Annotated in this window: 19 protein-coding genes; 9 read left to right on the top strand and 10 right to left on the bottom strand. The window is 71.5% G+C overall.

All coding sequences use genetic code 11. The features are described 5' to 3' along the window. Positions 1-37: 37 nt before the first annotated feature. The 4 genes from ACSQ2G_RS05455 to ACSQ2G_RS05440 all read right to left on the bottom strand — a co-directional run bounded on the left by ACSQ2G_RS05455 (position 38) and on the right by ACSQ2G_RS05440 (position 5,456). A complete protein-coding gene (locus tag ACSQ2G_RS05455; protein WP_436028985.1) occupies positions 38-3,484 on the bottom strand; it encodes an AAA family ATPase in 3,447 nt (1,148 codons plus the stop codon). A gap of 16 nt (positions 3,485-3,500) precedes the next feature. Further along, positions 3,501-4,142: a DsbA family protein gene (locus ACSQ2G_RS05450; protein WP_436028984.1), complete on the bottom strand. Its 642-nt coding sequence runs from the start codon at positions 4,140-4,142 to the stop codon at positions 3,501-3,503. After that, entirely contained in the window at positions 4,139-4,774 is a 636-nt protein-coding gene (locus tag ACSQ2G_RS05445; protein ID WP_310083481.1) for a thioredoxin domain-containing protein, read from the bottom strand. Before ACSQ2G_RS05445 ends, ACSQ2G_RS05450 begins: the two co-directional genes overlap by 4 nt. 139 nt (positions 4,775-4,913) lie before the next feature. Beyond that, positions 4,914-5,456: a DUF721 domain-containing protein gene (locus tag ACSQ2G_RS05440; protein WP_436028981.1), complete on the bottom strand. Its 543-nt coding sequence runs from the start codon at positions 5,454-5,456 to the stop codon at positions 4,914-4,916. A gap of 143 nt (positions 5,457-5,599) precedes the next feature. On the opposite strand from ACSQ2G_RS05440, the gene mutY reads away from it, so the two are divergent. Continuing rightward, positions 5,600-6,664 carry an A/G-specific adenine glycosylase gene (gene mutY / locus ACSQ2G_RS05435; RefSeq protein ID WP_436028979.1) on the top strand — a complete coding sequence of 355 codons (1,065 nt, stop codon included), beginning with the start codon at positions 5,600-5,602 and terminating at the stop codon, positions 6,662-6,664. Between the two features lie 33 nt (positions 6,665-6,697). On the opposite strand, the gene ACSQ2G_RS05430 is transcribed toward mutY, so the two are convergent. Beyond that, the gene (locus tag ACSQ2G_RS05430) at positions 6,698-7,774 is read right to left on the bottom strand and encodes a site-specific DNA-methyltransferase (RefSeq protein ID WP_436028977.1); all 1,077 of its coding nucleotides are present in this window, start codon (positions 7,772-7,774) and stop codon (positions 6,698-6,700) included. A gap of 216 nt (positions 7,775-7,990) precedes the next feature. Here ACSQ2G_RS05430 and ACSQ2G_RS05425 point away from each other — a divergent pair, with 216 nt between their 5' ends. Beyond that, positions 7,991-8,548, top strand: coding sequence for a dihydrofolate reductase family protein (locus ACSQ2G_RS05425; RefSeq protein ID WP_436028975.1), 558 nt, complete (start codon positions 7,991-7,993; stop codon positions 8,546-8,548). Positions 8,549-8,555: 7 nt separating this feature from the next. Here the strand turns inward: ACSQ2G_RS05425 and ACSQ2G_RS05420 are convergent, their stop codons facing one another. Further along, positions 8,556-9,200, bottom strand: a complete 645-nt coding sequence (locus ACSQ2G_RS05420) for a ribonuclease HII (RefSeq protein WP_436030512.1) — start codon at positions 9,198-9,200, stop codon at positions 8,556-8,558. 202 nt (positions 9,201-9,402) lie between these two features. On the opposite strand from ACSQ2G_RS05420, the gene ACSQ2G_RS05415 reads away from it, so the two are divergent. Next, positions 9,403-11,457 (top strand): acyltransferase family protein, encoded by a 2,055-nt coding sequence (locus ACSQ2G_RS05415; protein ID WP_436028973.1) that lies wholly within the window; start codon positions 9,403-9,405, stop codon positions 11,455-11,457. On the opposite strand, the gene ACSQ2G_RS05410 is transcribed toward ACSQ2G_RS05415, so the two are convergent. Both ACSQ2G_RS05410 and ACSQ2G_RS05405 read right to left on the bottom strand, forming a co-directional pair. Further along, positions 11,441-12,445 (bottom strand): glycerophosphodiester phosphodiesterase family protein, encoded by a 1,005-nt coding sequence (locus ACSQ2G_RS05410; protein WP_436028971.1) that lies wholly within the window; start codon positions 12,443-12,445, stop codon positions 11,441-11,443. The genes ACSQ2G_RS05415 and ACSQ2G_RS05410 overlap by 17 nt on opposite strands. Positions 12,446-12,532: 87 nt before the next feature. Next, a complete protein-coding gene (locus ACSQ2G_RS05405; RefSeq protein WP_436028969.1) occupies positions 12,533-13,117 on the bottom strand; it encodes a DNA-3-methyladenine glycosylase I in 585 nt (194 codons plus the stop codon). A 151-nt stretch (positions 13,118-13,268) separates the two neighbouring features. Here ACSQ2G_RS05405 and ACSQ2G_RS05400 point away from each other — a divergent pair, with 151 nt between their 5' ends. After that, the gene (locus ACSQ2G_RS05400; protein ID WP_436028968.1) at positions 13,269-13,544 is read left to right on the top strand and encodes a GIY-YIG nuclease family protein; all 276 of its coding nucleotides are present in this window, start codon (positions 13,269-13,271) and stop codon (positions 13,542-13,544) included. A gap of 94 nt (positions 13,545-13,638) precedes the next feature. On the opposite strand, the gene ygfZ is transcribed toward ACSQ2G_RS05400, so the two are convergent. Then, on the bottom strand, positions 13,639-14,433 hold the full coding sequence (gene ygfZ / locus ACSQ2G_RS05395; RefSeq protein WP_436028966.1) for a CAF17-like 4Fe-4S cluster assembly/insertion protein YgfZ: 795 nt from the start codon (positions 14,431-14,433) through the stop codon (positions 13,639-13,641). A 109-nt stretch (positions 14,434-14,542) separates the two neighbouring features. On the opposite strand from ygfZ, the gene ACSQ2G_RS05390 reads away from it, so the two are divergent. Then, complete coding sequence (locus ACSQ2G_RS05390) at positions 14,543-15,667, top strand: glycosyltransferase family 9 protein (protein ID WP_436028964.1); 1,125 nt, start codon at positions 14,543-14,545, stop codon at positions 15,665-15,667. Positions 15,668-15,879: 212 nt separating this feature from the next. Here ACSQ2G_RS05390 and pip read toward each other — a convergent pair whose 3' ends face one another. Continuing rightward, positions 15,880-16,965, bottom strand: a complete 1,086-nt coding sequence (gene pip / locus ACSQ2G_RS05385) for a prolyl aminopeptidase (RefSeq protein ID WP_436028962.1) — start codon at positions 16,963-16,965, stop codon at positions 15,880-15,882. A 154-nt stretch (positions 16,966-17,119) separates the two neighbouring features. Between pip and ACSQ2G_RS05380 the strand changes: the two genes are divergently transcribed. The 4 genes from ACSQ2G_RS05380 (at position 17,120) to ACSQ2G_RS05365 (ending at position 20,781) form a co-directional block, all read left to right on the top strand. After that, on the top strand, positions 17,120-18,454 hold the full coding sequence (locus tag ACSQ2G_RS05380; protein ID WP_436028960.1) for a dihydroorotase: 1,335 nt from the start codon (positions 17,120-17,122) through the stop codon (positions 18,452-18,454). A 238-nt stretch (positions 18,455-18,692) separates the two neighbouring features. After that, positions 18,693-19,049: a YciI family protein gene (locus ACSQ2G_RS05375; protein ID WP_436028958.1), complete on the top strand. Its 357-nt coding sequence runs from the start codon at positions 18,693-18,695 to the stop codon at positions 19,047-19,049. Positions 19,050-19,171: 122 nt separating this feature from the next. Continuing rightward, positions 19,172-19,525: a YciI family protein gene (locus tag ACSQ2G_RS05370; protein WP_436028956.1), complete on the top strand. Its 354-nt coding sequence runs from the start codon at positions 19,172-19,174 to the stop codon at positions 19,523-19,525. A 5-nt stretch (positions 19,526-19,530) separates the two neighbouring features. After that, positions 19,531-20,781 carry an RNA polymerase sigma factor gene (locus tag ACSQ2G_RS05365; protein WP_436028954.1) on the top strand — a complete coding sequence of 417 codons (1,251 nt, stop codon included), beginning with the start codon at positions 19,531-19,533 and terminating at the stop codon, positions 20,779-20,781. The last annotated feature ends 3 nt before the right edge of the window (positions 20,782-20,784 follow it).

Genomic DNA, 20,784 nt, shown 5'->3' with positions numbered 1-20,784 from the left:
CCGACACCTCCCCCACGGGGGGAGGATCTAGAGAATCCTACTGCGCCGCCACCAGCTGCTCCGCCGTGCTGAGATCCACGCTGACCAGTTGGCTGACCCCGCGCTCGGCCATGGTCACCCCGAACAGGCGGTCCATCCGGCTCATGGTCACCGGGTTGTGGGTGATGGCGATGAACCGCGTGCGGGTGCGGCGGCGCATCTCGTCCAGCATGTTGCAGTAGCGGTCGACATTGGCGTCATCCAGCGGGGCGTCGACCTCGTCCAGCACGCAGATCGGGGCGGGGTTGGCCAGGAAGACGCCGAAGATCAGGGCGCTGGCGGTCAGGGCCTGCTCGCCGCCGCTCATCAGGCTCATGCTGGCCATGCGCTTGCCGGGCGGGCAGGCGAAGATCTCCAGCCCGGCCTCCAGCGGGTCGTCGCTCTCGATCAGCTTCAGCTCGGCCTGGCCGCCGCCGAACAGGGCCTGGAAGAGGGTCTGGAAGTTGGCGTTGATCACATCGAACGCCGCCAGCAGGCGCTCGCGGCCCTCGGCGTTCAGCTCCTCGATGCCGGCCCGCAGCTTGCCCACCGCCCCCGACAGGTCGGCCCGCTCGGTGCGCATGGTCTCCAGCCGCGCGGCGTATTCGTTGGCCTCCTCCTCGGCGCGCAGGTTCACCGGGCCGATCGCGTCCCGCTCGCGCTCCAGCGCGAACAGGTGAGCCTCGACCCCGGCGGCGTCCTTGGGCACGGCCACGGCCTCGCCGGCCACGTGCCGGCCCAGTTCCTCCGGCTCCATGCGGGCCTGCTCGCGGATCGCCCCAGCCACCTCGGCGAAGCGGTCGCGGGCGGCGTCCAGGGTGGCCACCAGGCCGGCGCGCTTCTCGCGGGCTTCCGAAGCGGCCTGTTCGGCGGCGCGGGCGGCGCGGTCGGCGTTGAGGCGGGCGGTCTCGGCGGCCTCCAGGGCGTCCGAGGCCTTGGCGCGGCGATCCTCGGCGGCGGCGAACTGCTCGACGATGACCACCAGCTTGCCGGCCAGCACGGTCGGGGCCTCGCGGGCGGCCTCCAGGGCGGCGGCGGCCTTGACCCGGTCGGCGTCGAGGCTGGTCTCGCGCCGGGCCGAGGCTTCGCGGCGCTTGGCCCAGTCGGCGTGGTCGCGTTCCAGGCTCTCCAGACGGCGAGCCCGGCCGGCGGTCTCGCGGGTTTCCTGGTCCAGGGCCGAGCGGGCGGCGGCGGCGGCCTCGCGGGCGGCGGCGGCGGCCTGGCGGGCGGCGGCCAGGCGCGGGGCCAGGTCTTCGGCGCTCTCGACCCCGGCGCTCTCGGCGCGGACGGCGGCCAGGGCGGCCTCGGCCTCGACCCGCTCGGCCTCGAAGCGGGCGATGGTGTCGTCCAGCGACTGGGCGCGGGCCTCGCGCTGGGCGGACTCCCGCTCGTAGCGGGCCACCTGCTCGCGCGCGCCGGTCAGCAGGCGCTCGGCCTCGGGCGGGCCGCGACGCTTGTCGCGCAACGTCTCTTCGGCGACCCGCAGGGCGTCGGCGGCCGTCTTCAGGGCGGCGGTCGCGGCTTCGGCGCGCGGAGCGACTTGGTCGATCTCGGCCTCGACCTCGGCCAGGCGGGTGCGCTGCTCCAGGCGGACGGCGGCCGGCTTGGGCGCATCGGCCCGGGCCGTGAAGCCGTCCCAGCGCCACAGGTCGCCTTCCCGGGACACCAGCCGCGCCCCGACCGGCAGGCCCTTGGCCAGGCGGTCGCCGTCGGCGCGCTCGACCACGGCGACGTGCGACAGCCGGGCGGCCAGCTCCGGCGGAGCCTTGATCAGCGGGGCCAGCGGCCGGGCGCCGTCCGGCCAGGCCACGGGCTTGGGCTCGCCGCCCGCCCAGAACGACGGGGCGCGGGGATCCAGCGCCGCCTCCAGGTCGTCGCCGAGCGCGGCGGCCAGCGCCGCGCCGTAGCCCTTCTCGGGCGTCACCGCGTCCAAGGCGGGCGAGAAGCCGCTCTTGGCGCGCGGGGCGGTCAGCTGGGCCAGGCCCCGGGCCTCGGTGCGCAGCCGCCCCAGCTGGTCCTCGACCTTGCGGGCCAGGTCGCGGGCCTGGGCCTCGGCGGCGGCGGCCTTGACGCGGACGGCTTCGGCCTCCTCGAGAGCCTGCCGGGCTGACGCCAGTCCCGCCTCGGCGTTGGCGAAGCGCTGGCGGGCCTCGGCGGCGGTGGGGTCGACCACGGGACCGACGGCGGCGCGCTCGGCCTTGGCCTGGTCCAGGGCGCGGACGGTGCGGGCCAGGCGGCTCTCGGCCTCGGCCAGCCGCTGGGCGGCGGCGCGGGCCCGGGCGTCCTCGGCGGCGGCGCGGGCCGCCAACTGCTCGACCTCGGTGTCGGCCTTGGCGCGGGCGACCTCGGCGGCTTGGGCGGCGGCAGCCAGCTCAGGACCACGGGCCGGCGCGGCGGCGATCAGGGCCCGCAGTTCGGCCAGTTCGGCGTCGGCGCGGGCCAGGGCCTGGACGGCGTCCTGCAGGCCCTGCGCCTCGCGGGCCCGGTCGTCGTCGATGCGGGCCAGGTCGGCCGACAGCCGCTCGAATTCGGCCTGGGCGGCCTCGGCCTCGCGCTCGGCTCGGTCCTTCTGGATGGCCAGCTGGCCCAGGATCGCCTGGGCGATCGAGGCCTCCTCGCGCAGCGGCGGCATGGCGGTCTCGGCCGCCAGGATCGCGGTCTGGGCGGCGGCGGCGGCGCGGGCGGTGTCCTCGACGGCGCGGGCGGCCTCGGTGGCTTCGCTCTGCGTGCGGTTGAGGGTGTCGCGGGCCTCGGTCCAGCGGGTGTAGAGCACCGCGCCCTGCACCGCACGGATCTCGGCCGACAGGCGCTTGTACTTCTCGGCCTGGCGGGCCTCGCGGCGCAAGCGGCCGAGCGCCGTCTCCAGCTCGCGGGCCACGTCCTCCAGCCGTGAGAGATTGGCCTCGGCGGCCCGCAGCCGCAGCTCGGCCTCGTGGCGGCGGGTGTGCAGGCCCGAGACCCCGGCCGCCTCTTCCAGGATGCGGCGGCGGTTCTGCGGCTTGGCGCCGATCAGCTCGCTGATCTGGCCCTGGCGGACCAGGGCCGGCGAGTTGGCGCCGGTCGAGGCGTCGGCGAACAGCAGCTGGACGTCGCGCGCCCGCACCTCGCGGCCGTTGATGCGATAGGTCGAGCCCTCGCCGCGATCGATGCGGCGCACCACCTCCAGCACCGGATCGTCATTGAACTGGGCCGGCGCCGTGCGGTCGGCGTTGTCGATGGTCAGGGTGACGTCGGCGTGGTTGCGGGCCGGGCGGGCGCCGCTGCCGGCGAAGATCACGTCGTCCATGCCGCCCGCGCGCATGGCCTTGGCCGAATTGGCGCCCATCACCCAGCGCAGGGCTTCCAGCAGGTTGGACTTGCCGCAGCCGTTCGGCCCGACGATCCCCGTCAGGCCCGGCTCGATCCGGAACTCGGTCGGCTCGACGAAGGACTTGAATCCCGAAAGGCGCAGGCGCTGGAATTGCACGGCGCGCGCCCGCCCCTCAGCCCTTGCCGGGCTTGGTTTGCGCCGCCTTGGCGATCGCGCCGGCCAAGGTCTCGATCGGCAGGCCGCCCTCGTAGCGCTGGCCGTTGACGAAGAAGGTCGGGGTGAACTGGATCTTGTCGCGCTCGGCGGCCTTCTCGACCCGGGCGTTGACGGCGTCCAGCCCCGCCTTGTCCTGCAGGGCGGCGGTGAACTGTTCTTCGGTCAGGCCAAAGCTCTTGCCGATCTTCAGCAGGCCGCCCCACAGGTCCTGGCTCTCGAAGATCGCCGCCTGCTGCTTGAAGACCGCGTCGATCACCTGGAAATAGCGGCCCGGCCCCGCCCGCCGGGCCAGCAGGTAGCCGGCGGCGGCGAACTGGGCGGGCTCGGTCAGGAATTCCCTGAACACGTAGCGGGCCTTGCCCGTATCGATGAACCGGGCCTTGAAGGCCTGGAACACCTCGTTGTTCCAGTGGGCGCAGTGGGTGCAGGACAGCGAGGCGTACTCCACCACCTGCACCTTGGCCTTGGGCGAGCCCAGGGCCATGTCGCCCTCGGCCGGCGGCAGCGGCGCGGCGCGCGCGATCGTCGGCGCGGCGACGATCGCCGCGCCCGAGGCCGCTAGACCCGTTCCGATCAAGGCGCGCCGGTCGAGGATCATTTCGCGGCGGCCTCGGCCGCGGCGATGGCGGCGTCCAGCTGGGCCATCGACTGCTCGCCGCCGTCGTCGCCGCCGGCCTTTTTGCCATTGATGACGAAGGTCGGGGTGCCGGTGATCTTGGCGTCGGCCTGGTACTTCTCGACCCGGGCGTTCAGGGCCTTGAGGGCCTTTTCGTCGGTCACGCAGCTGGTGAACTGGGCCTCGTCCATGCCGGCCGACTGGGCGATGCGCAGCAGCACGCCGCGGTAGTCGCCGGTGGTGAACATCTCTTCCTGCGAGTGGTAGACGGAGTCGAGCACCGAGAAATACTTGTCCTTGCCGGCGCAGCGGGCCATCAGGAACGCGGCCGAGGCCACCTGGACAGGCTCGGTCAGGAACTCGCGATAGACGTAGTGCACGCGGCCGGTGTCGATGTACTTGGCCTTGAAGGCCGGGAAGACCTCGTTGTTCCAGCGGCCGCAGTGGACGCACGAGGCCGAGGCGTACTCGACGACCGTGACCTTGGCGTTGGCGTTGCCCAGCGACATGTCGTCGGCGGACACCGACTCCTTCTTGTCGCAGCCGGCGAGCGCGACGCCCAGAGAGGCGGTGAGGGCGACGGCGGTCAGGAGCCGGCGGGTCAGCGGACGCATGTGATCTTCCCTGGAAGAGGCGTGAACAGTGAAGTTAAGCGCGATTCTTTAGTCGCGTGAAAAGGGCGCGGATAAGGCGTCGCATCAGCCTATCGAACGTCCAGTTGTCAATCCAGTGAGGCCTTGCCAGCGAGACGGATCAGCGCGGATCGCGCAGCACGCCGCGGCCCAGCTTCAGCAGGGCGTCCTTCAAGCCGCCGTCCGGCTGGCTGGCCAGGCTGTCGGCCAGGTCGCGCTCCTGGGCGGCGTCCAGCGGCGGCTTGCGGCGCGAGGCGACGGCGACAGGAGCAGCGGGGGCCTTCACCGGTCCCTGGACGATGCGCAGCTTGGTCACCGTGCCCTTGCCCAGCAGCAGGTCCAGGCGCTGAGTGATCTGCGGCGCCTGGTGCTGGATCAGCGAAGCCACCGGCCCGTCGACCCGCAGCTCCAGGGTGCCGCCCTCGCCGGTGCGGCTCTTGATCACGCGCACGGGTTCGGTGCGGCGGGCCAGGGTCTCGCCGACGATCTCGCGCCAGCGGGCCTTCAGCACGGCGGGTCCCTGGCCGAACTTCTCGTCCAGCTGCTTGATCAGCGGAGCCAGCGACTTGCCGGCCGGCGGCGGCGGTCGCCGCTGCGGACGCGTGCGGCGGCGCTTGAGGATCTCGAGGGCTTCTTCCGCGGTGGGCAGGGGGCGACGGCGCATGGCGGGAGGTTAGCAGAGGCGGGGGAAGGTCCCAATGCCGTCATCCGAGTTCGCGGTTGGGGACAGGCCCATGGGCCTGTCCCCGCCAGAGGGGCGGCCCATTCGGGATGACAGGCTCGGGCGCGGTCTGCCATACGAGCCTCATGCTCGACATCCCCGCCCTCCGCGCCGCCCTGCTGGCCTGGTATGACGCCCAGGCGCGGGACCTGCCCTGGCGCACCGGGCCGGCGGCCGGCAAGGCCGGGGCGCGGTCAGACCCCTACCGCGTCTGGCTGTCGGAGGTGATGCTGCAGCAGACCACGGTGCCGCACGCCACGCCCTATTTCCTGTCCTTCACCCAGCGCTGGCCGACGGTGTCGGACCTGGCGGCGGTGGAGGACGGGGAGCTGATGGCCGCCTGGGCGGGACTGGGCTACTACGCCCGGGCTCGCAACCTGCTGGCCTGCGCCCGGGCCGTGGCGGCCGGGCACGGCGGAGTCTTTCCCGACACCGAAGAAGGCCTGCGAGCCCTGCCGGGCGTGGGCGCCTACACCGCCGCCGCCGTGGCCGCCATCGCCTTCGACCGCCCGGCCAATGTCGTCGACGGCAATGTCGAGCGGGTGATGGCCCGGCTGTTCGCGGTCGAGGATCCGGTTCCCGACGCCAAGCCCGAACTCAAGCGCCTGGCCGGCGAGCTGGTCACCGGTGCCAAGGGCCATGGGCGCCCCGGCGACTGGGCCCAGGCGCTGATGGACCTGGGGGCCACGATCTGCCGGCCCAAGCAGCCGCTGTGCGACCGCTGCCCGGTCCAGCCGTGGTGTGAGGGCTTCAGGACGGGCGCGCCGGAGACCTATCCGCGCAAGACCCGCAAGGCCGACCGGCCCCGGCGGTTCGGTGTGGCCTATGTGCTGACCCGGGGCGACACCACCGCTCTGGTGCGGCGTCCGCCCAGGGGCCTGCTGGGCGGCATGTTGGGCCTGCCGACCAGCGACTGGCGCGCGACGCCCTGGACCGACGCCGAGGCGGCCGCCGCGGCGCCGGTCGCCGGCGCCTGGCGCGACTTCGGGACGGTGGAGCACGTCTTCACTCACTTCGCCCTGACTCTGCGGGTGCTGCGGGCCGAGTCCAACGGCGAAGGGGATTTCGTCTGGACCGCGCCGGAGGGCTTGGCCGCCCTGCCCAGCGTGTTCCTGAAGGCGGCGAAGGCAGGACGGGATCGGCTGGTCTAGTATCCTTCTCCCGCAAGGGGAGAAGGAAAAGGGTCAGTTCATCCCCGCCCGCACCTGGCTGCGCAGGACGTCGATCGGGGCCAGGCCCTTGTCGGTCTTGAAGTGCCAGTAGGTCCAGCCGTTGCAGGCCGGGGCCGACTGCACCAGGGCGCCGATCTTGTGGATCGAGCCGGACAGGTCGCCCACGGTGATCGAGCCGTCGGCCCGCACCTTGGCGGCGTGGGCGCCCTTGGCGCAGTAGAGGGTGTCGCCCGGATTGAGCAGGCCGGCCTCGACGATATTGCCGAACGGCACGCGCGGCTCCGAACGCTTGCTGCCCATGACGTCCAGGTCTTCCGGCGCGATCGGCACGACCTTGGCGATGCGCGCCTTGGCGTGGGCGATGTATTCGGCCTCGCGCTCGATGCCGACGAACCTGCGGCCCAGGCGCTTGGCGGCCGCGCCGGTGGTGCCCACGCCGAAGAACGGGTCCAGGATCACGTCGCCCGGCTTGGTGGTCGACAGGATCACGCGGTAGAGCAGGGCTTCGGGCTTCTGGGTCGGGTGGGCCTTGTTCCCGTCCGCGCCTTTGATGCGCTCCTCGCCGGTGCACAGCGGAAGCGTCCAGTCCGAGCGCATCTGCACCTCGTCATTGGCCATCTTCAGGGCGTCGTAGTTGAAGGTGTAGCGCTTGGCCCCCTGGCTCTTGGAGGCCCAGATCAGGGTCTCGTGGGCGTTGGCGAAGCGGGTGCCCTTGAAGTTGGGCATCGGGTTGGACTTGCGCCAGATCACGTCGTTGAGGATCCAGAAGCCCAGGTCCTGCACGGCCACGCCGACGCGGAAGATGTTGTGGTAGCTGCCGATCACCCAGATCGCGCCGTCGTCCTTCAGCACCCGGCGGGCGGCCTTCAGCCACTCGCGGGTGAACTTGTCGTAGACGGCGAAGCTTTCGAACTGGTCCCAGTGGTCGTCGACCGCGTCGACCTTGGAATTGTCGGGACGCAGCAGGTCGCCGCCTAGCTGCAGGTTATAGGGCGGATCGGCGAAGATCAGGTCCACGGACTTCTCGGGCAGGGCGTTCATCGCCTCGATGCAGTCGCCCTGGATGATGGTTTCAGGCCCGAAGGACATGTCCGCTTCCCGTCAAAAACACTGAGCGGAATCATGAGTCTAGCTAGTAAATAGTGTGTTGATGGACATGGTTATCGGCCGTTAACCCTGCGCGTCGTCGGCGAATTGAGTCTGACCGGACTCAGAAAATCCAGCATCGTCAGCGCGATACTTGATGTTCCTGAAATGTTCTGAAATGCTGGCGGCTCGACTTTCGCGCCGGATTTCGAGGGAGCCATGGCCGTCATTCGCGGACTGATCGCCGCCAGCCTGGACGGCTTTGTCGCCGACCCCGACGGAAGCGTCGCGGCGCTGGCGCCGTTCGTCTCGGTCGAGCACGGCTACCAGCGGTTCATCGACCAGGTCGCCACCGTGGTGATGGGCCGGCGTACCTACGACCTGATCCCCAGCCTGGGGATCGGCTGGCCCTATGCCGGCAAGCGCGGCCTGGTGCTGACCTCGGGGCGCGGGGCCAGCGTGCGCGAGAAGACGCGGTTCTGGACCGACGGCCTGCCGGCCCTGGTCGACTATCTGCGCGGTCTGGACGACGGCGACGTCTGGGTGGTGGGCGGCGGCCGGCTGATGGCGGGCATGATCGAGGCCGGGGCGCTGGACCGGCTGGAGCTGCTGGTCGCCCCGGTGCTGCTGGGCGAGGGGCGGTCGCTGTATCCCCGCTGCGCGCGGGGCTTGCGGGACATGCGGCTGAACGGCGTCGAGGCGCTGGAGCGCGGGGTGGTTCTGCTGGACTACGGGCTGAGCTACAGGCCGGTTCGAAAGCTGGCGGTGGTTTCCTAGCGGCTGGTCAGGCGCCCAGCTCGTCGTCGAACGCCGCGTCGCTCAGCTCGCCCAGCCCGAGTTCTCCAGCCAGGGCCAGCTTGACGGGCGCCCAGCCCATCCGGTGGATCGGCGAAGGGCCCAGTCTGCGCAGCCCTTCGACATGGACGGCGGCGTGATAGCCCTTGTGGCCGGCGAAGCCGTAGCCGGGATAGACCGTATCCATCTCGACCATGATCCGGTCGCGGGCTTCCTTGGCCAGGATCGAGGCCGCGGCGATCGAGCATGACAGGCTGTCGCCCTTGACCACCGTCCTGATCGGGCAGGGCAGCTTGAACGCGTAGTTGCCGTCGACCAGGGCCATGGCCGGCTGGACGCAAAGCCCCTCGATCGCCCGGCGCATGGCCAGGCCGGCGGCGTGCAGGATGTTGAGCGCCTCGATCTCCTCGACGCTGGCCAGGCCCACGCACCAGGCGATCGCGACCTGCTTGATCTCGATCTCCAGGGCGGCGCGGGCCTTGGCGGTCAGCTTCTTGGAGTCGTCCAGACCCCTGGGCACCCGGGCGGGATCCAGGATCACCGCCGCGGCGCTGACCGGTCCGGCCCACGGGCCGCGCCCGGCCTCGTCCACGCCGCAGACGTGGCCGGGGCCGCAGGCGGCTTCCAGCATCATGTCGGGGCCCGTGCGGGCGGGGGCGGGGGACTTGGGCACGGCCTGCTCATAGTCCGTTTCGAGGGAACGGGGAAAGAGCGTGCGTGCGCGGCGGTTACGCGAAAACTGTGCGCCGCAAAATAATTACATTCGTAATAAACAATCTTGACCCAATTCGTCGGATCGCGACACTGTAGATTACAGACGTAAGTCGAGGGCGACAATGCAGCACGGTCACGAACGGCGTCAGGCTTACCGACGCGATATCGACGGGCTGCGCGCCCTGGCCGTGGCGGCCATCGTGATCCACCACGCCTTTCCCGCCGTCCTGCCCGGCGGCTTCGTCGGGGTGGACGTGTTCTTCGTGATCTCGGGCTTCCTGATCACCCGCATCCTGGCCGAGGCCCGCGACGAAGGGCGGTTCTCCTGGGGCGGGTTCTACCTGCGCCGGGCGCGGCGGATCGTGCCGGCCTATGTCCTGGTGACGCTGGTCACCGTCGCCCTGGCGGTCTGGATCGAGATGCCGCGCCTGCTGGCCCAGACCGGCGCGGCAGCAGCGGCCTCGGGCCTGTTCCTGGCCAATGTCCTGGCCGCCCAGAGCCCCGGCTATTTCGCGCCGTCCCTGCAGCAGAACCCGCTGCTGCACCTGTGGTCGCTGGGGGTGGAGGAGCAGTTCTACCTGGTCTGGCCGGCTCTGATCGCGCTGCTGTCGCTGGGCGCGTTGCGCCGGGCGCGGGCCGGGCCGGCCCTGGCGCTGCTGGCGGCGTCGCTGGTGCTGGCCCAGGTGATGGTGGCCGGCGGCGGCGGGGTCGCGGCCTTCTTCTACCTGCCGACCCGGGCCTGGGAGTTCCTGGCCGGCGGGATCCTGGCCCTGGGCCTGGTACGTCCGCCCGGCGATTCCCGAGCCGCCAACCTGGCGGCGGCCAGCGGCCTGCTGGCCATCGCCTGGAGCCTGGTCGCGCTGAACCAGGCCAGCCCGTTCCCCGGCCTGGGCGCCGTGCCGGCCTGCCTGGGCGCGGCGCTGCTGGTCTGGAGCGGCCAGGACGCGACGCCCGGCGCGGCGGCGCTCCTGCGGACCGCCCCGGTCGTGGCTCTGGGGCGCGTGTCCTATTCGCTCTATCTGTGGCACTGGCCGCTGCTGGTGCTGGCCGCCGACGTGGCGCAACAGCCCCTGACGATCGTCCAGCGGCTGGGCGTGGTGGCGCTCTCGCTGGGCCTCGCCGTCCTGACCTGGCGCTTCGTCGAACAGCCCTTGCGGCGCGGCCCGGTCGACCGTCCCTGGCGGCGGCTGGGCGGCGTCCTGCCGCTGTTGCTGGCGCCCATCGCGGCCGGAGCGGCGCTGTTCCTCGGCCACGGCCTGCCCCAACGCCTGTCGCCGGACGCCCGGGCCCTGGCCGACCTGGAAGAAACCGACGTCAATCCGGCCCGCAAGGTCTGTTTCGAGGGCGCGGACAAGGCCTCGCCCGACCAATGCCGGTTCGGCGCAACGCCGGGTGTCCGGCCCGGTCCCGGGGGCGACCAGGTGCTGGTCTGGGGCGACTCCCACGCCGACGCCGTCACCCCGGGGGTGGTCGCCTGGGCGCGGGCCCGGGACTGGAGTGTGCGCGAAGTCGCCCGGGGCGGCTGTCCGCCGCTGGCCGGCGTGCGGGTGCGGGTGTTCGGGCGCCTCGACCGGGGCTGCGAAGCCTGGGCCGCCAGGACCCTGGACCAGATCGCCGCTGACCGCCGACTGACCCTGGTGGTGCTGGCCGCCCGCTGGCCGCTCTATCGCGACACGCCGCCGTTCTACGACGTCAATTCGCCGCGCGTGGCGGTCGACACCGCGGCCCGGCTCGGCGCTAGGCCGGAGTTGTCGGCCGCCCTCGGCGCGACGCTGGACGCCATCGCCCGGCGCCGGCCGGACCTGCGGGTGGTGGTGATCGGCCCCGTGCCGGAACTGACCCTGGCCCCGCCCGAATGCCTGGCCCAGCAGCGCCAACTGGGCGGTCGTCCGGAGGTCTGCGCCCGGGCCCCGGCCGGTCCGCCCCTGGCCCGGGCCATGCCCGCCGAGGCGGCGATCCGCGCCGCGGTCGAGGACCGCCCGGGCGTCGTCGCCGTCTTCCCCACCGATACGCTGTGCCGGGACGACGGATGCGCCGGCGTGATCGACGGCCGTCCGGTCTATTTCGACGACGACCACCTCGGCGCCTCGGGGGCGCGGCGGCTGGTCCCGCCCTGGCTGGACGACGGCTGGCGGCGCCTGGCCGCGCCGCTGGGGTCGCCTACAGCGCGGCGTTGACGAGGGGCGGGGCGCGACCGCGCAGGCTTCGGGCGTCGAGATAGTCGAGCAGGGCCGCCGGCCGGTTGGTCTGGATGACGCTGACCCCGTCGTCGACCAGCCGCGCCCAGGTGCGCCGCCCGTCGGCCGCCGCGCCGCCCGCGCGCGCCCGGGCCCAGAAACCCTTCAGGCCCTTGCCGGCCAAGGCGTTGCTCCACAACCGCACCCGCGCCAGGCGTGCGGCGGCGCGCACGGCCTTGAAGTCCGAGCGCCGCAGGTCGCACAGCTCGATCGCCGGGACGCGGTTCTCGGCCGACACCTGGCGGGCGGTGATCCCGGCCGGGTCGCGCGCCGCGCGTCCATTGACGGCGCCGACCATCGGCATGAAGGCCAGGCCGCTATAGGGCGGCAGGTCGGCCATGGGAGCGGCGTCCGGCTCGGGCCGGGCCTTGACCAGCACCTGGCCGGCGGCGCCGCTGGCCAGGACGATCTGGGCCACCTGCTCGGCGATCGGCTCCTTGACGTCGAGATTGACCAGGATGCGACCTTGGGCGCGCGCGAGGAACGCCTCCAGGGTCGGCGGAGCCTCGCCCGACCGGCCGCTAGGTGATTTCAGCCGCAGCGCCTGGACCTGCCGCAGGCTCATTTGAGACACCCGGCCGTGGCCGTCGGTGGTGCGGTTGACGGTCGGGTCGTGCAGCACCACCAGCGCGCCGTCGGCCGTGCGGCGGATGTCGATCTCGACCATGTCGACGCCCAGGGCCAGGCAGCGATCCAGCGCCGCCAGCGAGTTTTCCGGCAGGGCCGCCGTCATGCCGCGCGAGGGGGCCGGCGCATGGCAGGCGCGGTGCGCCACCACCAGCACGCCGTCGGCCCAGTCGTAGAGCCGGCCTCGCAGGTCCGCCCCCGGCGGATCCGCCGAGACCTCGGCGAACGCCGGGCCGGCGCCGGCGGCGAACGCCGCCGCGATCGCCGCGAGGCGTCGGGAAGGGAAACGGGCGGGGCGCATGGTCAAGCTCTCCACTGCGCCCATATGCCAGATTCCCGCAACAGTAGAGCGTCAGAAGATCGACGGGGCCATGACGGGCGCCGACGCCTACCGCGCCAGCTTGCGGCATTGCTCGTGCCGGAAGCAGGTCGTCAGGTGGTCGTTGACCAGGCCCGTGGCCTGCATGAAGGCGTAGACGATCACCGGTCCGCAGTATTTGAAGCCCTTGGCCTTGAGCATCTTGGCCATGTCGACCGCCAGGGGCGTCTGGGCCGGGACGTCGCCGCCGGTCCAGTGGTTCTGCACCGGCTTGCCGCCGACCATGTCCCACAGCAGGGCGGAGAAGTCCTCGCCGCGCTCGCGCATGTCGCAATAGATCCGCGCGCCCGAGATCGCCGCGTCGATCTTGCCGTTGGAGCGGATGATGCCGGCGTCGGCCATCAGCCGGGCGCGGTCGGCGTCGCCGAACCGGGCCACCTTGTCGGGATCGAAATCGGCGAAGGCGGCGCGGAAGGCTTCGCGCTTGCGCAGGATGGTGATCCACGACAGCCCGGCCTGGAACCCGTCCAGCACCAGCTTCTCCCACAGGGCGCGGGAATCGTACTCGGGCACGCCCCATTCGGTGTCGTGATAGGCCTCGTAGAACGGGTCGCCGTTCATGCCCCGCCAGATGCAGCGTTGGAGTTCGGTCATGGGGCGGAGCTTGGCCCGATCAGTTGGAACTTTTCAAGAACATTCTTGGCGCTTCGCGCTCGCCGTGACTTACTGCGACCTCATCCTGAGCTTGTCGAAGGACGAGGTCGTGCACGGCGCCTGAGTCTACATCCTGAAGTGCGCGGACGGCATGTACTATGTCGGCTCGCATCGCGGCGACGATCCGTCGACGCGGGCGGCGGAACACAACCAAGGCGCAGATCCCAAGGCCTTCACCTACAAGCGACGACCGGTCGTTCTGGTCTGGAGCGAATATTTCGATCAGATCGTCGACGCCATCGCTTGGGAGCGCCGCCTGAAAGGCTGGAGCCGAGCCAAGAAGGAAGCGGTGATCCGCGGTGACTGGGATGCGCTGCCAGACCTCTCGCGGAGCCGAAATCCTCGTCCTTCGACAAGCTCAGGATGAGGATTTCTACTGAAGCGTCGTAGTTGAGTCTGGGCGGGGCATATCATTCGACCTCATCCTGAGCTTGTCGAAGGACGAGGTCGTTCATGGCGGTTCAACTGGCTACGATCGCCGGAACCCAGCCGGGCCAATCCACCGTCACAGCGCGGCCGTCCACCGTCAGCGCCGCGCCGGCGACGCGGTCCAGGCGCAGCAGCGCCATGGCGCGGCCGTTGCGGCCCGACAGCACCTCGCCGGCCCGCAGATCTCCTGCCAGCACCTCGGCGCCGAAGGCGGGCGGCGGGCCGTCGAAGGCGATCGGCAGCATGCGGTTCTTGATCGCGCCCCGCCGCTTCATGCGGCTGGTCGTCTCCTGGCCGACGAAGCAGCCTTTCTTGAAGTCGACGCCGTTCAGCAGGTCGAAGTCGGCGTCGATCGGATAGGTCCTGTCGATCCCCCAGTCGGCGGGGCCGGGCACGCCCAGCGCCAGCCGATGGGCTTCGTAGTCGTCCTCGGTGGCGGTGGTTTCGAGGTCGCGGGTGTAGAGGCGCGAGCCTAGGGCGGGCAGGCGGGGATCTGTGTGGCCTTCAGCGGGCCAAGCGGCGAAAACCGTCAAGTTCACGGCCGTCAACTCCACTTTAGCCCGAAGCTTGTACATCGTCAGCCGCATCAGGATCGCATCGCGGTGCTGGGCCGCGACGTCCAGCAGTACGCCTTCCTCCAAGCCTACGACAAAGAGGTCGTAGAGCAGCCGGCCCTGGGGCGTCAGCAGGCCGGCGAAGCGCAGCTCGCCCTGTGCGAGAGTCTCGATCTCCTGGGTCAGCAACCCGTTGAGGAAGCTTTTCGCGTCAGGGCCGGTTACGGCGATGACGGCGCGGCTGGTCAGGGGGGCGATAGCGATCTGGCTCATGCGCCACATGTGGCGCGTCGCACGTGTTCGCGCCACCCCTTCCAGGAACAGAAAGCTGAGCCGTTATCGAGGGATGCGCCGACTCGCCGGACGCCCTATACATGCTCCGATGACACAGCGGGCCTTCCCGATTCTCTTCATCACCGCCACGCGGATTGGCGACGCCGTGCTGTCGTCCGGCCTGATCAAGTTCCTGGCCGACCAGATCCCCAACGCCCGCTTCACCATCGTCTCCGGGCCTCTGGCGGCTCCGCTCTTCGCCCACGTGCCCGGGCTCGACCGGGTGATCGTCATGGAAAAGGGCAAGGGCAAGGGCCACTGGTTCAAGCTGTGGAACCAGGTGCGCCACCGCAAGTGGGGCCTGGTCGTCGACCTGCGCGGTTCGGGCACGGCCTATTTCCTGCGCCGCGAGAAGCGCGCGGTCTGGAAGCGCAACACCGGCGAGCCGATCCACAAGGTGGTCGAGGCCGCCAAGGTGCTGAAGCTGGAAGGCGACCCGCCGGCCCCGCACCTCTACATCACCCCCGACGTCCAGGCCCTGGCCGACCAACTCCTGGCGCCGCGGCCGGGCGAGCCGGCGGGCCCGATCCTGGCGGTCGGCCCGGCCTCCAACTGGGTCGGCAAGATCTGGCCGATCGAGCGCTTCGCCCAGACCGCCCAGCAGCTGCTGGGTCCGGGCGGGGCGCTGGCCGGCGGGCGGCTGCTGATCCTGGGCGGTCCCGGCGACGGGCGGATGGTCGAGGAGCTGCGCATGGCCTCGGCCCGCGGCCGCTATGTCGACCTGACTGGCAAGGTCGACCTCTTGACCGCCTACGCCGCCCTTAAGCGCGCCGACCTGTTCATCGGCAACGACAGCGGCCTGATGCACATCGCCGCCGCGGCGGGCGTCCCGACGATCGGCCTGTTCGGCCCTTCGGACGAGCGCCGCTATGGCCCCTGGGGGCCGCTGACCAAGGCCGTGCGTGGTCCGCGCAGCTTCGAGCAGTTTCTGGCGGTCGATCCCGACCTGTCCCAGGCCATCCGCCACATGAGCGACCTGCCGGTGACCACGGTGGTCAAGGCGGCCAAGGCCCTGCTGGCCGAGGTCAAGGCGAAGGCGGTTGAGGAAGACGCGGCCGAGCCGACCGTCGAGGACGCGGCGGTGACGCCCGAGCTTCAGGCCGTGGTCGAGGACGCGGCGCCCGCGGAAGACGCCGCGACGTCCGAAGACGCCATCGACGCCGACCGCATCTAGGACCCCACCACGAACGGGGACAGGCGCATGCGCCTGTCCCCGGCCATGACCCTAACTTTCCCCCACGCCCGTCATCCTCGGACTTGTTCCGAGGACCCCTCTGTCGGCCGAGCTGTCGCTTGGGCTAAGCCGCGATCTCACCGCTTCACGGATCATCCTTCTTCGCGGCTGAAGCAGGGATCCTCGGAACAAGGATGACGGGTCCTGGGGGCCTAAATCCGCGCCGACCCATCCATGATCGCCGTCAGGGCCATCACGGTCTGGGCCTCCATGGCGCTGTGGCCGGCGTTGGTGCGCACATAGGTGGCCGGGGCGGCGCCGACCGACGCCAGCGCGGCGACCAGCCGCGAGGCCTGGGTCAGCGGGCAGACCTGGTCGAACCGGCCGTGCACGACATGGATCGGCAGCCGGGCGATCCGCGCGACGTTGCGGACGATGTAGTCCGGCTTCAGGAACAGGTCGTTGGCGAAGAAGTGGGCCTCGATCTGGGCGAAGCACAGGGCGAAGTCGGCCTCGCCGAACTTTCCCGGGTCGCCGGTCTCGGGGATCATGTTCGAGATCGCCCCTTCCCAGACCGACCAGGCCAGGGCCGCGCGCAGCTGGGCCTGGCGGCCGGCCTCGTCGCCCGGCGTGGAATCGAAGATCGCCTTGTAGGCGCCCATCATGTCGCAGCGCTGCTCGGGCGGGATGACCTCGACGAAGGCCTTCCACTCGTCGGGATAGGCCACGTAGGCGCCCGGTTCGCTGAGGGCGTAGGGCGTCCTGTCGAACACCGCCGCGTTGCCCTGGTACATGTAGAGCAGGTCCTCGCGCGTCCCCAGGAAGACGCCGCGCAGGACCAGCGAGGCCACGTGCTCGGGATGGCGGATGGCGTAGACCAGGGCCAGGGTGCTGCCCCAGCTGCCGCCGAACACGTGCATAGGACCCTGGATGCCGAGAGCGTCGCGCAAGGCGTTGATGTCGGCCACCAGGTGGTCGGTGTCGTTGCGGACCAGGGCGACGGCCGGGCCGTGCGAGGCCACGGTCGGGGTGCTCTTGCCGCAGCCGCGCTGGTCGAACAGGATCACCCGATAGCGCTCGGGATCGAAGAACCGCGACATCACCGGCGCGCAAGCCCCGCCCGGCCCGCCGTGCAGGAACATCACCGGCTCACCGTCGGGATCGCCGTATTCCTCCCAGTAGAGCGTGTGGTCGGGCGCCTGGTCGACCGGCAGCATCCCGGTGCGGTTGGGCCGGGCTTGCGGATACTTCCACTCGTCCGTGACCTTGCTGGCGGCCTGGAGTCTGGAGAAGTCCATCGGAGCCTCGTCGCTGTTTGAGGAAACGACGGGGAGGTGCGCCCGTCGCGCGCGGCGGTCAATGTCGCAAGCGGGCGATATTTCGTCTTGCGGCGGCTAGGGTGGGCGCCTAGACCGCCTCAGACCTTCCCAAGACCTGGCAGGAGCCGCGCCCATGACCCAGACCTTCGACCTGATCGTGCGCGGCGGCGAGGTGGTCAACCACGCGGGCCGCGGCTTCACCGACATCGGCGTGCGCGGCGGCAAGATCGTCGCGATCGGCGACCTGTCCCAGGCCAGCGCCGGCGAGGTGTTCGACGCCGCCGGCCTGACCGTGCTGCCCGGCGTCATCGACAGCCAGGTCCACTTCCGCGAACCGGGCCTGGAGTGGAAGGAAGACCTGGAGAGCGGCTCGCGCGGCGCGGCCCTGGGCGGGGTGGTGGCGGTGTTCGAGATGCCCAACACCGAGCCGACGACGACCGACCCGGACGCCCTGGCCGACAAGCTGGCCCGCGCCAAGGGCCGCATGCACACCGACCACGCCTTCTATGTCGGCGGCACCCACGAGAACGCGACGTTCCTGGGCGAGCTGGAGCGCCTGCCGGGCTGCTGCGGCATCAAGGTGTTCATGGGCGCCTCGACCGGCACCCTGCTGGTCCAGGACGACGAGGGCGTCGAGAACGTGCTGCGGCACGTCAACCGTCGTGCCGCCTTCCATTCCGAGGACGAATACCGCCTGGCCGAGCGCCGCAGCCTGGCCCGTCCCGGGGACTGGACCAGCCACCCGGAGGTCCGCGACGCCCAGGCCGCCCTGCAGTCGACCCACCGCCTGGTGAACATCGCCAAGCGCCTGGGCAAGCGCATCCACGTGCTGCACGTCACCACCCACCAGGAGATCGACTTCCTGGCCCGGAACAAGGACGTGGCCAGCGTCGAGGTCACCCCCCAGCACCTGACCCTGGTCGCGCCCGAGGCCTATGAGCGGCTGAAGGGCTTCGCCCAGATGAACCCGCCGATCCGCTCGGCCGAGCACGTGGCCGGGGTCTGGCGCGGCATCGAAACGGGGATCGCCGACGTGCTGGGCAGCGACCACGCCCCCCACACCCGCGAGGAGAAGGCCCGGCCCTATCCGGCCTCGCCCTCGGGCATGCCCGGCGTCCAGACCCTGGTACCGATCATGCTGACCCATGTGGTGGACGGCCGGCTGAGCCTGGAGCGCTTCGTCGACCTGACCAGCCACGGGGTCAACCGCGTGTTCGGCCTGGCCGACAAGGGCCGCATCGCCGAGGGCTTCGACGCCGACTTCACCATCATCGACATGAAGGCCCGGCGGGTCATCACCCACGACTGGATGGCCACCCGCTCGGGCTGGACCCCGTTCGACGGCTTCGAGGCCAAGGCCTGGCCGGTGGCGACCATCGTGCGCGGAACCGTGGTCATGCGCGACGACGAGATCGTGGCGGAAGGGACGGGCGCGCCGGTGCGATTCCTGGAGACGCTGGCGGGGTAGGATCCGTAAGCCCTCCCCCTGTGGGGGAGGCGGCCGAAGGCCGGTGGGGGGAGTGATGGGATCGTCGATCCTGGATCCGGCCGCCTTCCGAATACTCCCCCCTCCGTCGGCTGCGCCGACACCTCCCCCACAGGGGGAGGACCTATCCCCTCGACTTTCTTCACCGTCCCTGTCGAATCCGCCCAACCTCGCGCGTCTTTCAGCGAGGGCGCGCGCCCGTGCGCCGACGGAGGGTTCGATGAAGTACCTGCTGATGATCTATTCCAGCGAAGCCGAGTGGGCGCGGCCCGAGACCGATCCGATCAAGCCGGGCGTCATCGCCGCGCACGAAGCGCTGCAGGCGGAACTGCGGGCCGGCGGCACGGCCTGGCTGGGCGCGCGGCTGGTCAATACCCCGTCGGCCCGCACCATCGCCCAGACCGCCGACGGCCACGTGGTCCATGACGGGCCATTCGCCGAGACCAAGGAGCAGCTGGCCGGCTTCTACCTAGTCGAGGCGCCGGACATGGCGGCCGCCGAGGCCTGGGCCCGGAAGATCCCGCAGATCCCGGGCGGCAAGGTCGAGATCCGGGCCATCGCCCACGACGTCGCCTGAGGCTGACGACCGGGCGCGCCGAAAAACTTGCGGGCGAATGTCGAGTCCGGCCAGGCTGCCCCGTCTCTGATCCGAGACCGGGCGGCGCTCCCGCCGACCCGGCCATCGAGGAGGACCGATCCATGCAATACGCCCTGCTGATCTACGAGGACGAGACAGCCTATCGCGACGAGAACGGCCGCGCCTGGAAGGAGATCATCGCCCAGCACCAGGCCTTTGCGGCCGAACTGGTCGAGAAGGGCCTGCTGCGGGGTGGCGCGGGGCTGAAGACCACCAACACCGCCACCACAGTGCGCTGGGCCGGCGGCCAGTGCGGCCTGCACGACGGACCGTTCGCCGAGAGCAAGGAGCAGTTGGGCGGCTTCTACCTGATCGAGGCGGCCGACCTGGACGAAGCCCTGGCCTGGGCCCGCAAACTGCCCCTGGCCGGCGACGGCTCGGTCGAGGTCCGGCCGATCATTGACGGGACGACCTGACCGCGATGGGCAGGGGTCTCCTCGACCAGGCGGCCCGGGCGCACGGCGGCCGGGTGATCGCCGCCCTGGCCGCCAAGTTCCGCGACCTGGACCTGGCCGAGGAGGCCTTCGCCGAGGCCTGCCTGGCCGCGGCCCAGAGCTGGCCTAAAGAGAGCGAGCCGCGCGATCCCGCCGCCTGGCTCTACAGCGTCGCCCAGCGGCGGGCGCTGGACATGCTGCGGCGGCGCGGGGTGCGGACCCGGCTGGTCCCCGACCCGCCGGCGCCGCCCCCCAGCGCGGAGGACGCCATGATCGACGACGCCCGCCTGATCCCCGACGAGCGGCTGCGGCTGATCTTCGTCTGCTGCCACCCGGCCGTGGCGCCCGACGCCCGCGCGGCCCTGACCCTGCGCCTGGTCTGCGGCCTGTCCACCCAGGAGATCGCCCGCGCCTTCCTGGTGGCCGAGCCCACCCTGGCCCAGCGGCTGGTGCGGGCCAAGCGCAAGATCGCCGAGGCCGGCATCGCCTTCGAGGTGCCCGGTCCCGAGGCCTGGCCCGAGCGGATCGGGGCGGTGCTGTCGACCCTGGAGATCGCCTACGCCAAGGCCCACGAGGACGCGGCCGGGGCCGGGCAGCACGCCGGCTACGCCAAGGAGATGCTGGACCTGACCGCGGTGCTGGCCGACCTGCTGCCCGACGAGCCCGAATGCCTGGCCTTCGCCGCCCTGGTCCGCTACGCCGAGGCCCGACGCCCGGCGCGGCTCGACGACGGCGGGGCGATGACGCCGCTGTCCGAGCAGGATCCGGCCCTGTGGCGGCGACCGCTGATCGACCAGGCCGAGGTCCTGCTGCACGCCGCCGCCCGCCGCCGCCGGCCGGGGCCCAGGCAGCTTCAAGCCGCGATCCACGCGGCCTGGTGCTCGCGCGCCAGCCTGGCCGAGCCCGCGCCCTGGCCGGCCGTGCTGGCCCTGTACGACGCCCTGCTGCGGTGGCGCGACGACGCGGTGGTGCGGCTGAACCGCGCCGTGGCGGTGGCCGAGGTGACGGGGCCGGCCCAGGCCCTGGCCGAGGTGGACTGGCTGGACTCCGTCGCCTTCCGCGACTTCGGCCCGTTCCACGCCGTGCGCGCCGACCTGCTGGCCCGGCTGGGCCGCGGCGGCGAGGCGTTGTTGGCTTACGATCGGGCTCTGGCCCTGGACCCGGCCCCGGCGGAACGGTTGTGGCTGGAGCGGCGACGGGGACGGGCGGCCGAGATCTTGGATCTCCCTCTCTCTTAGAGT

The sequence above is a fragment of the Caulobacter sp. LjRoot300 genome (assembly GCF_964253875.1).
GTDB lineage: Bacteria > Pseudomonadota > Alphaproteobacteria > Caulobacterales > Caulobacteraceae > Caulobacter.
This window is presented reverse-complemented; position numbering and strand designations above follow the sequence as displayed.